Source organism: Acidicapsa dinghuensis (genome assembly GCF_025685685.1).
In the GTDB taxonomy this organism is placed as follows: Bacteria; Acidobacteriota; Terriglobia; order Terriglobales; family Acidobacteriaceae; genus Acidicapsa; species Acidicapsa dinghuensis.
Window position 1 is genome coordinate 104,515 of the sequence record NZ_JAGSYH010000011.1, and the last position, 14,503, is coordinate 119,017.

General features: G+C 53.7%; 13 protein-coding genes. 4 read left to right on the forward strand and 9 right to left on the reverse strand.

What is annotated here, in order from left to right; translation table 11 throughout:
* Positions 1 to 43 precede the first annotated feature (43 nt).
* From OHL22_RS24095 to OHL22_RS24105, 3 genes are read right to left on the reverse strand one after another with little or no spacing between them, the layout of a single operon-like run.
* Positions 44 to 1,312 (reverse strand): hypothetical protein, encoded by a 1,269-nt coding sequence (locus OHL22_RS24095; RefSeq protein ID WP_263342389.1) that lies wholly within the window; start codon positions 1,310 to 1,312, stop codon positions 44 to 46.
* On the reverse strand, positions 1,309 to 2,268 hold the full coding sequence (locus OHL22_RS24100; RefSeq protein WP_263342390.1) for a glycosyltransferase family 2 protein: 960 nt from the start codon (positions 2,266 to 2,268) through the stop codon (positions 1,309 to 1,311). The genes OHL22_RS24095 and OHL22_RS24100 overlap by 4 nt, the downstream gene beginning before the upstream one ends.
* Positions 2,265 to 3,155 carry a glycosyltransferase family 2 protein gene (locus tag OHL22_RS24105; protein ID WP_263342392.1) on the reverse strand — a complete coding sequence of 297 codons (891 nt, stop codon included), beginning with the start codon at positions 3,153 to 3,155 and terminating at the stop codon, positions 2,265 to 2,267. Before OHL22_RS24105 ends, OHL22_RS24100 begins: the two co-directional genes overlap by 4 nt.
* Positions 3,156 to 3,454: 299 nt before the next feature.
* Here OHL22_RS24105 and OHL22_RS24110 point away from each other — a divergent pair, with 299 nt between their 5' ends.
* Both OHL22_RS24110 and OHL22_RS24115 read left to right on the forward strand, forming a co-directional pair.
* Positions 3,455 to 3,907: a DUF1569 domain-containing protein gene (locus OHL22_RS24110; RefSeq protein WP_263342394.1), complete on the forward strand. Its 453-nt coding sequence runs from the start codon at positions 3,455 to 3,457 to the stop codon at positions 3,905 to 3,907.
* 90 nt (positions 3,908 to 3,997) lie between these two features.
* Complete coding sequence (locus OHL22_RS24115; RefSeq protein WP_263342395.1) at positions 3,998 to 4,366, forward strand: VOC family protein; 369 nt, start codon at positions 3,998 to 4,000, stop codon at positions 4,364 to 4,366.
* Between the two features lie 63 nt (positions 4,367 to 4,429).
* Here the strand turns inward: OHL22_RS24115 and OHL22_RS24120 are convergent, their stop codons facing one another.
* From OHL22_RS24120 to OHL22_RS24135, 4 genes are all read right to left on the reverse strand, one after another.
* Entirely contained in the window at positions 4,430 to 5,287 is an 858-nt protein-coding gene (locus OHL22_RS24120; RefSeq protein WP_263342397.1) for a DUF4097 family beta strand repeat-containing protein, read from the reverse strand.
* A gap of 731 nt (positions 5,288 to 6,018) precedes the next feature.
* Positions 6,019 to 7,455, reverse strand: a complete 1,437-nt coding sequence (locus OHL22_RS24125; RefSeq protein WP_263342398.1) for a reverse transcriptase domain-containing protein — start codon at positions 7,453 to 7,455, stop codon at positions 6,019 to 6,021.
* A gap of 656 nt (positions 7,456 to 8,111) precedes the next feature.
* On the reverse strand, positions 8,112 to 9,899 hold the full coding sequence (locus tag OHL22_RS24130) for an ABC transporter permease (RefSeq protein WP_263342399.1): 1,788 nt from the start codon (positions 9,897 to 9,899) through the stop codon (positions 8,112 to 8,114).
* Positions 9,896 to 11,230 carry an ABC transporter ATP-binding protein gene (locus OHL22_RS24135; RefSeq protein ID WP_263342407.1) on the reverse strand — a complete coding sequence of 445 codons (1,335 nt, stop codon included), beginning with the start codon at positions 11,228 to 11,230 and terminating at the stop codon, positions 9,896 to 9,898. Before OHL22_RS24135 ends, OHL22_RS24130 begins: the two co-directional genes overlap by 4 nt.
* 568 nt (positions 11,231 to 11,798) lie before the next feature.
* Between OHL22_RS24135 and OHL22_RS24140 the strand changes: the two genes are divergently transcribed.
* On the forward strand, positions 11,799 to 12,170 hold the full coding sequence (locus OHL22_RS24140) for a response regulator (RefSeq protein ID WP_263342400.1): 372 nt from the start codon (positions 11,799 to 11,801) through the stop codon (positions 12,168 to 12,170).
* Positions 12,171 to 12,236: 66 nt separating this feature from the next.
* Here OHL22_RS24140 and OHL22_RS24145 read toward each other — a convergent pair whose 3' ends face one another.
* Positions 12,237 to 12,977 carry a YcbK family protein gene (locus tag OHL22_RS24145; protein ID WP_263342401.1) on the reverse strand — a complete coding sequence of 247 codons (741 nt, stop codon included), beginning with the start codon at positions 12,975 to 12,977 and terminating at the stop codon, positions 12,237 to 12,239.
* Between the two features lie 300 nt (positions 12,978 to 13,277).
* Here OHL22_RS24145 and OHL22_RS24150 point away from each other — a divergent pair, with 300 nt between their 5' ends.
* On the forward strand, positions 13,278 to 13,649 hold the full coding sequence (locus OHL22_RS24150; protein WP_263342402.1) for a hypothetical protein: 372 nt from the start codon (positions 13,278 to 13,280) through the stop codon (positions 13,647 to 13,649).
* A gap of 34 nt (positions 13,650 to 13,683) precedes the next feature.
* On the opposite strand, the gene recR is transcribed toward OHL22_RS24150, so the two are convergent.
* Entirely contained in the window at positions 13,684 to 14,283 is a 600-nt protein-coding gene (recR, locus tag OHL22_RS24155) for a recombination mediator RecR (RefSeq protein ID WP_263342403.1), read from the reverse strand.
* Positions 14,284 to 14,503 lie beyond the last annotated feature (220 nt).

Consider the following 14,503-nt stretch of genomic DNA (forward strand, 5'->3'; position numbering starts at 1 on the left):
TGTACCATTTATCCGTTCAACGTAATGCTATAGACAGTATTTGTTATCTGTGCGGCTTCATATCTATAAAATAATCGTATCCATTTCCTGTTCTGCAAAGAATCACTAAAGCAAACGCAACGCCAAAAGGGGCCAGGTCTAAGTTGAAAAGACCTGCACACGGTAGTGCTGCCCACATACTACTTGCCGCAATGACGAATGGTTGCCGATCAGTGATTGCTTTGTGGCGCAGGTAAAGCCACATCTTGGTCATGAGAACCCCAAATAACAAGAGTCCCAACATGCCGATATGGAGAACCAGCCCCAGCAGCAAATTATCGATGGCCATTGGGGTTAATTGAGTTAGCTTATCGCTTTGAAATATCCCGAAACCCAGGAGGCGATGAGAAAGAGTTGAATGTGTTATAAGATCAGTATAGTAAGTCCACTCATTGATTCGATCTATTAATGATATGCTACTGCCAAGGTCACCAGTGTTGCCTGTAGCTATTGAATTCAACCCATAGAGTAGGGTGGAAATTCCCAGTGCGCAGTATAGGGCAGGATGCCAAAGCCCACGACGCTTATTTTTGCCGAAAGTCAAGACGAAAGCGGATGCACTCGAACAAGCAAAGACTACATAGCATACTCGCGTCAGGGTGGAGTAGCATGCTATTGCGGCAAGGACCCAGAGAAGGGATCCTTTTAAAGGGCTGTTACGGAGTAAGGCAACGCCTAACGCGCCGCACAACGAGCAAAACAGGCCAAAATTGAGTCCCGACGAGAATAAACTAAAGGCCCTCACTTCACCAAAGAAGTCCCAGCTCTGTACTTGAAAGGCGCCATTGGAGCTTTCAGTGTAGAGAAGAGGTTTGTTTAGCACATGCTGGGCGATGCCAATGATCGCGCATACCAGAAATAGACCTATAACCGACCGGCTGATCGTTTTTTCGGAAACCATATTTCGAAATTCAACTGCCGCCGGACCGGCCAGTAGCAAAAGGTAATAAGAATTATAAGATTTAAGGATATCAATTAAGGATATGTCGCAGGCAATTATTAAATACGCGATTTCAGCCACTAAGAAGCCAATACAAAGTAACCATGAAATCATTGGTAAGCTGCTTATATTTAATTGTGGACGATAAAGACAGCCGATTACTAAGCCAATCAAAAGAATCGGTTTGACAAGTACACTGCCCACCAGCACCTGTCCTCCCAATAGAAACATCTGCATCTGAGGAAGCAGGCCATCGGCAAGAACCAACAAAAATAAAATTACTTCAAATAGCACAAGCACACGATAACTTGGGCTATCATACGCGTCATTCATCTATCTGCCTCGCGTTGAGTATCCTTAGTGGCTGGTGCTGCTAAAAAAGGACGTCTTGTCTCGACAAAGTTTGGCGAAGCTGAGAGAGTCCTGACATAATCACGCATTCCTAGATACACACTCCAGCAGCGCTTGAATCGAAATCTCAGGAGACGTTTTGCAAATCGCACCAAAAGAAACAGAGACATCGCTAGATATGGCGCAGGTGAATGAAGCTGCAAAATCAGCAGCGTCGACGCGGTTGAGTACCTGTCAAACAGAAGCCTGTTGCCGCCTGTGCTCGCACTCACTTTGTGGAGCACGATAGAGGTTGGCGCGGCTGCGAGTTTCCATCCCCTTTTTCGTAAACGTAGGCAAAATTCTGAATCTTCACAATAGAGGAAAAAACGTTCATCTAGAAAGCCAGTATTTTTTATGGCTTTTACGGATACCAGCAGGCTCGTGCCGTTAAGCCAATGAAACCAATCATCGGTGCGTGGTTGAGTACTGTAAGGTGTATAACCTATCCAAAGATTCGCACGTCCACCGGCCCAGATTTGAACCATAGAGGGGTTGTTAGCGTAGTAACACACTGAAGCAACAGCCCCGATTCGTTCATCGGACAGAGCTTTATCGACAAGTGCTGACAATGCGTTATCTGCCGGCTTGGTGTCGTTATTCAGCAACCATAAATAGTCAACCTTTTGCTCAAGAGCATAGCGGATCCCCACGTTGTTGCCACTTGCAAAACCTAAATTAGCACCACTTTGAAGTAAAGGAATATCAGGGTGGGCAGCTCGTATTCTGGCGACAGAATCGTCTGTCGAATTGTTATCCACAACAATGACTGTTAGCGATGGATAAGCGCACCCGCTTAGTGCGTTAAGACATTCGATTGTATCTCGGCCGCCGTTCCAATTCAGGACAATGCAAGCAACATGCGGTTTGCGGCGTACCTCTATATCGGAGCTTCTCACAGAGAGTTGCGCCTTCCCATACGTCCGGCGATACCATCGTAAGTTCCTAGTAAGATATTTCGAAACTTACGAAAACGATCAGGTTCAGCAATAAGACATTTCAGAGTCTCTCTGATATCGAAATATGCTGAGCGCAAAATAAACTTCGGAAAAACACGAAAATATTTGCGATAAACGGCAAACCTGTTTCGGGTTAAATAGTAGCGTCTTCCAGCACTGTGATAAGTTGGCTTAAAGCTAAAGCCCATTAGAGATGCATCTTTCGGATGTCCCGGACTGTGGATTAATACAGCCTTTCTCGAATCAGCGTTAACATAACCTGCGGCACGGATTCTGTACCCGTACTCTATATCGATTTGATCGATAAAATATTCCGACGAAAACAAGCCGATTTTGTCAAAAATCCACGTTGGCATCAAGGCGCCGGAAGTCATTGAGATGACAGGGCCTCCATCGGATGCGCGAAAAACATTTGGCTCGATGCCGGTACTGGGATCGATATGCTTCGGATGCATTGCGCCAATATGCTCGCGTTGCGGATTTAATTCCAAAGAAGTAAACATCTGATCCACGAACCCTGGGGTTATTCTGCTGTCCTGATCGAAGAGTAGGACCCAAGGGAATTCCTGGTTCTTTGCCCAGCGCACTCCTTGGTTGAGGGCTTCAGCAAGTCCCAGATTTGCGTCATTTTCAATCAGATGAAAAGACTGGTTCACGCCTGCTTCTCGCAGCCGCTGAATTGCGGATGCGCCAGAGCCGTTGTCGACTACGACTAGCCCCTGAGTTTGAGCGAGAATGTCGGTGAGATTATCGATCATCTGCGAAGTGGGATGGTAGGTAACAACTATCGCGCAGACGCGATGATCTGAGTGCTGCGATTGCTCCATTCACATGCTCCGCAGGGGTAGAAAACGTCGAAGATCCGCCGCCTGTTTTCAGTATAGCGTTTGCTCATGGCGCATCTTGGCTGACCGGAACAAACCCTTTGGTCCGTGGTTTGGCTTCACAATGTGTTGGAGTAACGGTGAGTGCAGAGGCTGATAGAAGTGCGATTTTGGAGAAGTTCCTGCAGATCATCAGGACGCCGTAGACTTGGTGCATGATTCGACGGGCGGTTGCTGGCATTTGGAGCGAATCTTTAAGGATGGAGAGCAGGTTTGGCTGAGAGGTTTGTGGCGGAGGGTTTATGGAGTGCATGTTTGATGTAGGCGAAGCCGAGAAGGTGAAGCAGCGTGTGCTGCAGCTGGGGCCGCAGTGCGAGCGGCAATGGGGAAAGATGAGTGCGGCGCAGATGCTTGCTCATTGTACGGTGAGCATGCAGATGGCGCTAGGCGACGTAAAGCCGCCGCGAGCAACGATGGGGCGCATTCTCGGTCCTCTGATAAAGCCGATGGCGCTGAAGGATGGCGAGCCAATGCGGCGCAATTCACCGACTGCCCAGGAACTGCTGATCTCGGACGAGCGGGAACTTGCGGAGGAGCAGCGGAAGCTATGCGGGATGATCGATCGCTTTTCAGCTGCGGGGCCTAATGGGTGTACGAATCATCCGCATGCGTTTTTTGGGGCACTGAAGCCGCAGGAGTGGTCGAAGCTGATGCATAAGCATCTGGATCATCATTTGCGGCAGTTTGGGGTGTAGTTTTCGCAGGGACCAGTGTTCGGTGCGGGAGTCTTAAGATCACCTGGAAAAGCTACTGCTATCGATCGTGAGTAGCCGTAGACTTGGTGCATGATTCGACGGATTGCGCCTCAGTTTTTTACTACGGATATTCCTCGCACGCTTGCTTATTACGAGGAGAAGCTTGGGTTTGCTTGTCAGGGGACCTGGATGGATCCGCCGGTGTATGCGATTGTGGCGCGGGACGGGCAGGCGATTCATTTTCGATGCGCAGCACCGCCGACCGCCAATCCGGAGAAGTATGCGGATGAGCTACTGGATGCGTATCTCGCGGTCGACGATGTGGAGGCGCTGCATGCCGAGTATGCGAGCAGGGGTGTGGAGTTTGCGCGGGAACTTGGCGATACGCCGTGGGGCGCGCGTGAGTTTGTGGCGAAAGATTACGACGGGCGATTGCTGGCGTTCGGCGCGAATCTTTAAGACCGGGACAAGCCCGTTCAGTCGTGGCACCCATCCCTTTGGAAAGAGCGCGAAACGAAGGGACTAATCCACTTCACCGCGATTGATGGAGACGCCGCCGTTGGTGGTTTCCAGCTCGATCGTTGGGCCGCCCTGGCCGATTTGTGTGTCGAGGTGGTGACTGACTGAGCCGTGGATTGTGATGGGGAAGGCTACGGAGATGCCTCCGTTTACGGTGGCTGCGATCAGATGGGCGGAATAGCCGTCGGGGGCTTTGACTGAGACGCCGCCGTTGGTGGATTTGGCAAAGAGTCCTTCGCCTTGCCACTGAGTGCCTTCGAGGGAGATATCGAGGCCTCCGTTTACCGTGGTTGCGTGAACTTTTCCGGCGAGGTTGTGGAGGGAGAGGCCGCCATTGGTCGTCTCAGCGTGAATCTCTCCATCGACGTTGGAGATGTCGATGCCGCCGTTTTCGGAATGGAGCTGGGCAGCCAGGTGGCGTGGGACGTGGAGCCGGTAGTTCACATACCAGCTAGTTCCGCCGAGGAAGCCAAACAGCCCATTGGAAAAGGCGGGGCCTTCGGCGTGGATGGTGCCGTCGGTGAGGATTTTGATTTCCTTTTGCAGAGATTCGGCTCGGTCGGTGCTTGATGCCTGGGTGATCACGCGGGCTTCGAGGGCGATGTCGTGGCGGTCTTCGCCGATGACTTCGATGCCGCCGTTTTTGCCGGAGACGCTGATCTGTCCGTTGACGAGGGGCAGGGTGGCGCGGCGGAGTTCGCAGGCCTTATCGTGGCCGCCGAAGAAATTGTTGTTGCTGGTGTTGCCTTCGTCCCCATGGCAATGATCGGTGGTGAAGGACTGGGCGTGGAGGGGGATGGCCAGGAGAAAGGGCAGGGCGTATGCGAGGGCGAATTTGGAGGCTGGAGCGAAGCTGCGCATGGTGTCTCCTTCGGGTCAGGGCTGAAGGGCTGCATAGGTGGGTACGGTGTGGGGTGGAGAAATGTTCCACGTGGAGCAATTTTGGTGATTGGGGAATCTTCGCTACGGGTGCAAATTTTGCTCCACGTGGAGCAATTTGGCGGCCGGGTTTTGCGGAGCAGAATTGCTCTACGTAGAACACTTTTGGGTGAACTGCGAGGGGTTGGCGAGGTTTGTTGGAAGTACCGTGATTGCATGCGATTCCAGTTGCCGAGAATTATGGGCATTTGTGCCTTGTTACAGCGAATGGTAATTACTGCCCGCCGGTGGTGTTGTGGAGCAATTTGGAGGCTGATGGATACGTGAATTCCAGGTCGCAAAAGCGAGATGTCTACCTCGGATCTGGGGCATGCTCGGTGGGGCTGGAACAGAGGAGATGGGCGACCTGCAGGAATGAGTTGGGTAGGTCGGACTTTCCTCCCCGGTCCCCAACTGCGAGGGACGGGACACCCGCGCGGTGGTTTGGAAAGATTATTGAGATCGGGCCAGCAGCGAATGCGGGGAATTCGGGGGAATTGTGCTTTGGCGATATGCGGCATTTGGTCGGCAGTTGGAGCGTGTTTCTCATGCGTATTCGTGGCGTCACAAAATTGAGGCGTCGCGGCTATCACTGAACGAGCATGTAGTGCTAATGCACTCTAATGCTAATATCGGCTGACTCCTGAGACATCATTTTGATGGCTGAATGGAGGTCACGGGTTTCCGGCACGCTTTGCGCAATCTACGAGCGTTGCGACGACACACTTTCGTGCGAAGGACTTATAGTTATTAACTTGGTGTAATATGGGCGAGCTCATTTTGCCCAGAATTTTGACGGAGCGCTGTATGTACGTCCAAAACGTCCAGGAAGTGTATTCACGTTCTTCGAAATAAATGTTAGCAACCCTGCCGAACTTCTTGTAGAGCACGTCATAGTTGAATGAGTCGATGAGTTGTCTCGTGCCTAGATTAGAATTAAACAAGAAATGATTCTTAGCCATTCTCTCCGACACTCTCGTAATTCTTCTTCTGAATCCGGAGTGTGTACTATTACGAAGGAAAATTCTTTTGCCATCGTATCTGAAGCCCAAATATTCTAAGCCATGTGCTCCCTTCGTTGGGCCGATGTTTTCGGCTGTCTGATTCGACCGGTCCGTGGTTCTGCTATATGAGTAAATTTGAGTTTTTTTGTCCTTTATCTTCAGTCTGGGTGCTGTATTTTTTAATGTTGATGCTACTACCTCGAGAATTTGTTCCCATCCCTTCTCTCGCTTGGGGATGACAATCAATATGTCATCTGAATAGCGGAAATATTTCCCACCGATGGAGGTCACTTGAGTGTTCAGCTGCGCGTCAAAGTCGATCATGTAGAGATTGGCGAGTAGATCTGAAATGGGTGATCCTTGAGGAACTCCCCACGGAGAAGGATTTGGTTTGATCAGTGCGCTGAGTTTCTCTCGAAATTCGTGTGGTTTACAGATTTGAATTGGGATATCTCTTTTGAACTTGATATATTTGATTCGTTTTTTGCCATTCGCCAGTCGTGTTTGACTGATGAACCCTAGTGCTTCATAGGCATCATCTCTTTCGATATACGAATACTGTGTGACTGCTTTGAACACAGCAAAATGATCTGCGGGGAGGACACCCTTTGCGCTGCCGTTATCTTGGTCCAAGAGCCGAGACCAATTTCGCTTGATCTGGTTATGATCGAGATTTTCGAAGAATCGTTCTATGTCAACGGCGATCGCATAGCAGTCGCCTAGGCTTCGGATTAACTCGAATGCTTCAGCGGCGAAGTGGATGTTGCACTTTCCGCTTCTAGTTCCTGGAATCGGGATGTGTCTGTAGGCTAAAACGCAATTGTCGAGTGAAAGTCGTCTGAGTTCAAGCTGGTATTGCTCATAGAGTTTTTGTCGATAGTGGGCAAGAATGCATGAGTCACGTCGGGCGGCATACTTTATACTGCGCTTTTTCTCATCCGATGGCTGGTTTTTCTTGTTGAACAGAGACCATTTCAGCTCCCATTCGATGAATGGATAAAAAGGATGGCTTATAACTCTTTTAGGGGAAGTTGCTAAGCTCTCTGCCTCGGCTTTTGTTAGCGGGGCGTCAAAATGAGGGTATTTCTTGACTCGGAATTCTTCCATTAATGACTTCTCAGGTCTTGAGCAATACCTTCGAAAGCGGATGCAAGCTCGTGGCGGCCTCATGTCGACGCCTACATCCGCACTGTTTATTGCAGGACCGCTTTACTCAACGCGACACCGTACATTGTGTACTGGATCACTGTGATCCTGGACTCAATGGTAGGTGGCGCAGAGGCCCGAATGAACCTCCTTGACCTTATCAAGCAGTGCTCCTCAACCTCCGAGCAATAAAGCTTTTCGAAGAGGATGAGCGATCATACCACAATCCGATCATGCAAATGTAGATGGTGTCGATTAATAGTATCCGTCGATTGGTGCACACTATATACTGTGGTCCCTATTGGCTTTTGGGCGGAAATCTCGAGTGTCGTGGATAATAACTTGCTTTGAGAGTCTCTGGGGTGGTTTCCCACTCATTTCGCATAGGGCGCGAAATGAATGGGGCACCCCTAGTTGTGGGGATTCGAGCCGGTCGTGGTGGCTTCTTTATGGAGAAGCAGATCCCCTTCGGGGATGACAGACAGAAAGGCAACAGCAAAGACAAAAAGCAACTACGACAGCAGATCCTTCGCTGCGCTCAGGATGACAACTTTCTACAGGGTGAGAACTCTATATATGAGATAACTCTCCACCGAGTGACAAATCTCTTTTGAGATCTAGGCGAGGAGTTTGTATTTGGTTTCGGCCAGGCGGTAGAGGCGGCGCCAGACTAAGCGGTTCATGCTGACTACCATTAGTGAGATCAAGATGGTGGCGGCGAGGAGGATGGGGAACTGGCCGGCGTCGGTGGCTATGTCGATTTGCTGGCCGAGGCCTAGGGTTTGCAGGGTTTGGTTGCCGATTTTGAAGTATTCGGCGAAGACTGAGGCGTTCCAGGCTCCTCCGGAGGCGGTGACCATGCCGGTGATGAGGTAGGGGAAGATGCCGGGGAGGATTAGGGTGGTCCAGCGCTGGTAGCGGGTGAATTTGTAGAGTGAGGCGGCTTCGCGGAGGTCGGAGGGGATGGACATGGCTCCGGCGATGACGTTGAAGAGGATGTACCACTGGGTGCCGAGGAGCATGAGGGCGATGCTGCCGATGCCGAGTCCGCCGCCGATTTTGACGAGACCGAGAAGCAGGACGGGGAAGAAGGCGGTTGCGGGGACGGAGGCGAAGATCTGCGCGACGGGCTGGATGATGCGGGCGAGTTTGGGGTTGAAGCCGATGGCGACGCCTACGGGGATGGTCCAAAGGGCGGAGATGATAAGCGAGACGTTGACGCGGAGGAAGCTGGCGATGGCGCCTTCGAGTAGTGTGACGATCTGGCTGCCGGTGAGTTGACTGAGGAGGACGACGGCTTTGCTGGCTCCCCAGAGGATTACCGCGAGGATGAGGGCGCTGATGAGCCAGAAGACTGGTGAGGCTTTTTTGCGTGCGGCGTCTTCATCGATGGGTTGGACGACGCGGCAGTCGCGGCTGCGCGAGAGGCGGCGGTAGATGGGCTCTTCGATTCCAGACCAGAGGCGCGAGGGCAGGGTGCTGAGCAGGTGAGAGCGCTGGATTAGCTCAAGGATGGGCGAGGTGACGCGGTCGGCGGACTCGACTTGCTCGAATTTGAATTTGTCGGACCAGGCGATTAAGGGACGCCAGATGAGCTGGTCGGTGGCTACAACGATGAGGATGACGGTGGTGATGCCGGCGATAAGGGCGGTGACGTCGCCCGAGTCGGAGGCGGTTCTGAGATAACTGCCGAGGCCGGGAAGCTGGAAGTTGCGGTCGCCCATGGTGAACATCTCGCAGGCGATGAGGGCGAACCAGCCGCCGGCGACGGAGACGATGGAGTTCCAGACGAGGCCGATGGCGGCGTAGGGCATTTCAAGCTGCCAGAAGCGCTGCCAGGCGGAGTAGCGGTAGATGCGGGAGGCCTCGAGCATCTCCTTGGGGATGGATTTGAGTGATGAATAGAAGCTGAAGGCGAGGTTCCAGACCTGCCCGGTGAAGATGAGGAGGACGACGCCCAGCTCGATGCCGAGCTGGTGGCCGGGAACGAGCGCGACCATGGCGAGGACGACAGGCGGGAGAAAGCTGAGGACAGGGATGGATTGGAGGATGTCTAGGGTGGCGACCATCCAGGCTTCAACGCGGGGATTGTAGGCGGCGGTGTATCCGTAGCTGATGGCGAAGGCGAGTGAGAGCAGGTAGGCGATGCCAATGCGGATGACGGAGTAGAAGGAATAAAGGGGCAGGGCGCTGAGCGAATGCGAGATGGGAACGACTGGGACCGGAGTGCCGAAGACATAGTGGCCGGTGTGGACGAGAGCGAAGAAGGCAGCGAGAAGGCAGGCGGCGAGGCCGAGGTCAATGACCACGGGCCAGGAGCGCACCATAACCAGAGATCGCGCAAAGGGCTGAAAGCGCGGCTGGAGACGTTCGGGAAAACGTACGGGGAGCTGAGGCAGCTTCATTCTGCGTCCTCGGCGTCGGCGGCTTCTGCTTCTTCCTGTTCGGCTTCGGGCAGGGTGAAGCGGCGTCGGGCGGCGTCGAAGTCGAAAAGCTCGGCATAGCGGCCCCAGTTGACGGCGGTCTCGACCTGGCGCTGGGATTCCTCGGCGCTGAACTGCTCGTCGAGCATATCGAGGAAGAATTCTTCGGGGACGGTGTTGTCGGATTTGGTTTCGATGGCGCGGCGAATCTGGCGAAGGAGAAGAACGTTTTCGAGTGCGGCTTCGCGGAAGATTTCTTTTTGGCGGAGAATCTCGGAATTACCGAAGTCGGAGCCCTTGGGGGTAATCGAGGCGTCACCTTCTTCGATCTTGAGGAAGCCGAGGATCTGGGCGGCGTCGACGATGGGGAGCAGGTCGTCGATTTCGAAGGCGAGGTCGTCGGCGAGCCGGTAGATGTCGTCGCGGCCGCCTTTGTCGATGAGGAGCTCGAGGAGACCGGCTACGCCGCCGGGACGCGCGTGGGGCAGCATCTGGTAGTGCATCTGGCGCTGATCGCGGACGGGCTTGCCGGTGGTCTGGTCGGGTGCGGCGGCGGCGATTTCGGGGCGGGTGAGGACTTTGTAGATGTAGTCGACGAGGTTGGTGAAGGGCTCGGATTTGCGGTCGCGGGGATGCTGGAGCTGGACTTTGAAGTCGGTGCGGATGTGTCCGGGATTGCGGCCGAGAACGATGATGCGATCGGCGAGCAGGACGGCTTCTTCAATGTTGTGGGTGACGATGAAGACGGCGCGAGTGGGCATGGTCTTGTTCGACCAAAGCTCTAAGAGTTCGCTTCTGAGGTTCTCAGCGGTAAGGACATCGAGGGCCGAGAAAGGCTCGTCCATGAAGAGGACTTCTGGCTCGACGACGAGGGCGCGTGCGAAGCCGACGCGCTGGCGCATGCCGCCGGAGAGCTCCTTGGGGTAGGCGGCCTGGAAGCCTTCGAGACCGACGGTGGTGAGCATGTTGAGGCTGCGTTCGCGACGGGTTTCGGGATCGACGCCGCGGGCTTTGAGCGGGGCTTCGACGTTTTCGAGGACGGTGAGCCACGGGAAAAGGGCGAAGCTCTGGAAGACGATGGAGACGTTGATTTCGGCATCGCCGATGGGCTTTTCGTGCCAGAAGACCTGTCCGGCGCTGGGACGGGATAGGCCGGAGAGCATGCGGAGCATGGTGGATTTGCCGGAACCGGAGGGACCGAGGAGGGCGAGGATTTCGCCGGGGATGATGGAGAGATCAGTCGGCGAGATGACCTGAATGCGATTCTGGCTCGGCTGGGCGTAGTACTTCTCTATGCGCTCGGCGCGAATGATGGGCGCGGAGTCGGGCGTAACGTTTTCGTTACTCGTGGTGCTGGTGACTGTGGCTTCTGGCACAGGGAAGTCTCCAGTATGGATTGCGGTGCGGTTTGCTGCTGAAAGTTAGAACGAGAACCAGATAGTTTAGGACACACAGGTCAAAGCTGCATGAAGCCGAAACCTGTTCACCGGAAGCAAAGCGCCAGGGAAAGCATAGACGCTCAGTATTGGACTGTTTGAATACAGGAGTGGCAGTAATCGCAAAGACCTTCAGCCGCAATATGGCCAAAGCGTATCATCCTCTTAGAGTCTTTTTCGACAGTTTACGTTGCGGAAGGTCACTGTCTCTGTTTGTCCTGTATTTTTGCCGTGCGTGAAGTATATTTATCAGTTCGATTGCAATGGCTTTTCCTGAGATCCGGCCGCAACCCGTGGCATGCAATAAACGTCACATGGACGTAATGAAGATAAACTAAGGTCAGATGGACGGAAGGTTTTGAGAACCTTGACGGCATCGATCTGGCAGTCATTTGATTCAGAAAGCATTTTGCGTACCTCCCCAAAGTTTTTCCGTTAGGAGATTATGGCTGAAATTGCGCAGAAGCCCCGAGTCCTGGTAGCCGATGATGAGCGAGTTATTGCCGATACTCTCGCAATGATTCTCAACAATAGCGGGTTTCAGGCTCGCGTTGCGTATTCCGGCGAAAAAGCGTTGGAACTGGCGTCGGAATATCGCCCAGACATGTTGATTTCGGACGTGATCATGGGTGGGTTGAACGGCATTGACGCGGCCATCAGGATACGAGAGATTTTGCCCGCGATCAAGATCCTGTTATTTTCAGGGCAGGCTGCTACCGCGGATCTGCTGGAAAAAGCACGGGCGCAGGGATACGAGTTCGAGATTCTTGCAAAGCCAGTTCATCCTCAGGATCTGCTGGCGAAGTTGAGAGGCTGATCCAGATAGGGGCAACCGGATTTTGTGGAATGCCACGACGGACCGGGCTCCACTCGTCCTTGTGTCCTAGCCGCGGCGATGGCGGCGCGAGTGACCGGAGCGATGGGAGTGCCGGCCGTGGGGAGAATAGGTCCACTTCCTGACCGGACCTACATCAACGTGAACAAACTGGCTCTTCGGATAGTAGCCGACTCCACCTGCCTGGAGTGACAGCGCCGCATCGCGCACCACCGGAGCGGGAACACCGGGAACGCGCAGGTCAACGGCCTTGGCGTCTATGTGCTGGGAGTGCTCGGCGGCATTGGTTGTTCCGCTGGCGCGAAGTGCGTCATTTGTCTCCTGCGAACGATAGCCCGAGAGCACATCAATGACGGCGTTTGGCTTGCCGATTTTAGCGAGCATGGTGTGCAGCACATCAAAGGTACGCGGATCGTACTCGTTCACTTCTTCGTTGTGCGAGTCGCGGAGAAAATTGTTGAGCTGGTCGAGCGCTTCGGGGATGTAGGTATCGCCAATGCGGTAGACGACGTCGATCACGTCTCCCGTATAGGGATGCGCCATCTTGATTTCGTATTTCTGGCCATCGTCCGGGACGGTGTCATCGTCGTCGGGGAGAAATCCAACGGCGGGCAGGGTTACGTTGACGAAGGCATGGGCGAGAGCGTGAAGGCGAGAGTGCCTGTGGGTGACGGTCTTGCGGGCCTGAGCCGCAGGTGCGGTAGCGGCGGCAAGGGCCAGCAGAGCAATGGCTGCGGATCGGCCAGAAAGAACAGGGCGGCAAAAGTAAGTCAGACGGCGCAGGAACAAAACAAAACGTCTCCGAATCTAAAATGCGCGAAGCCGTGGTTCGCGGAACTGGGCTAGCCAGGGCTTTGCCGGGCCTGCGATGCCGGAAAGCGAATGGAAGTTGCCAGTTGTCATTAGCTCTGTTGAGTGTAAATCACAAAACCGGGAAAGTTGGGGATAGATTTTCACCGAAAAAATATCGAACGAGGGCGAAAGCGGCTTTGGGCGCCCAACCCGCAAAGGCTTTTATTAATGATGGCTCGCGGGTGCGGTCTGCTACACTTTGAGGCCACTTCCTTATGCCAAGTGGAGACGCGACCAATGCCCGTCAGATTTGATCAAATCGGCAAAGTCAATCAGGCCCTTGTACTCGCCATCAAGAACGGTGAGACGATGGTTATGGGGTACGCACTTACGGAATATCAGCACGATACCGCCTTTAACTACGACTTGAGCTTTGGCGTGTACGGAATCACAAACAAAAAACCGCTTGCGGGAACCTATGTCGGGACAAAATATTATTGCTACAAGTCTGTTAGCGAGATCGATATGGCAAAGCGTATCGTGCACATTCACGATCGTTTGGACTCTACTAGTCCGCAGACTTTCTATCGCTTGATCCACACATCCGGCCAGCCAGGTCTACGCGACAATTCATACAGTCATTGCGATTTGATCACTGACATTCCGTAGAGATCCACGGCAGGTGAGCGGTGCGGAGTTGAGTCTATAGCTCCCGACGGCCTTCGAGCGAGCGGGCCATAGTGACTTCATCAGCGTATTCGATATCGCTGCCCGCAGGAACGCCCGTGGCGATGCGGGTGATGCGAATTGGATGGCTGCGGAGGGCGGTGGCGATCCAGTTCGCGGTGGCTTCGCCTTCGAGAGTGGGGCTGGTGGCGAGGATGACTTCATCAATGCCGCCGCTCTCCACGCGAGAGATGAGATTGGCAGTGCGGAGCTGATCGGGGCCTACGCCATGGAGCGGTGAGAGAGTGCCATGGAGGACATGGTAAACGCCGTTGTAGTTGCGCGTGCGCTCGATGGCAGCGATGCTGGTGGCTTCTTCGACGACGCAGACGAGGTGTTGATTGCGGGTGGGGCTGGAGCAGTAGACGCAGGGATCAATGTCGGTGACGTTATTGCAGATGGAACAGAGGCGCAGGCTGGCCTTGAGCTCGCGAACTGCGTCGGCGAGGGCGGCGGCGTCTTCGTTGCTGGAGCGCAGGATATGGAAGGCGTAGCGCTGGGCGGATTTTGTGCCAACACCGGGAAGCTTTTTGAGCTCTTCGATGAGGCGAGCCATCGGCTCGGCATAGCGGGACATGGGTCTAGGGTATAGGAATGGAAACGGGGGCGATAGAGAAGTCCGAGGTGCGACGGTTGCCAGCGAGCGATGCACCGGTGACGATAAGCCGACTTTCTATGAGCAGGTCACTGGTGTCAAGTTTCATTCCTTATCAGGGTTTTTGCTTTTGATGTTGCGGTTGTTGTTGCTCTCTACCTTGTTTCTATTCGCACTCTTGATGAGCTGTGTTGGAGCAGGC

Coding starts and splice junctions, on each gene's coding strand:
- OHL22_RS24095 (WP_263342389.1), bottom strand. CDS start 1,312: ATGAATGACGCGTATGATAGCCCAAGTTATCGTGTGCTTGTGCTATTT.
- OHL22_RS24105 (WP_263342392.1), bottom strand. CDS start 3,155: ATGGAGCAATCGCAGCACTCAGATCATCGCGTCTGCGCGATAGTTGTT.
- OHL22_RS24110 (WP_263342394.1), top strand. CDS start 3,455: ATGGAGTGCATGTTTGATGTAGGCGAAGCCGAGAAGGTGAAGCAGCGT.
- OHL22_RS24115 (WP_263342395.1), top strand. CDS start 3,998: ATGATTCGACGGATTGCGCCTCAGTTTTTTACTACGGATATTCCTCGC.
- OHL22_RS24120 (WP_263342397.1), bottom strand. CDS start 5,287: ATGCGCAGCTTCGCTCCAGCCTCCAAATTCGCCCTCGCATACGCCCTG.
- OHL22_RS24125 (WP_263342398.1), bottom strand. CDS start 7,455: ATGGAAGAATTCCGAGTCAAGAAATACCCTCATTTTGACGCCCCGCTA.
- OHL22_RS24130 (WP_263342399.1), bottom strand. CDS start 9,899: ATGAAGCTGCCTCAGCTCCCCGTACGTTTTCCCGAACGTCTCCAGCCG.
- OHL22_RS24140 (WP_263342400.1), top strand. CDS start 11,799: ATGGCTGAAATTGCGCAGAAGCCCCGAGTCCTGGTAGCCGATGATGAG.
- OHL22_RS24150 (WP_263342402.1), top strand. CDS start 13,278: ATGCCCGTCAGATTTGATCAAATCGGCAAAGTCAATCAGGCCCTTGTA.
- recR (WP_263342403.1), bottom strand. CDS start 14,283: ATGTCCCGCTATGCCGAGCCGATGGCTCGCCTCATCGAAGAGCTCAAA.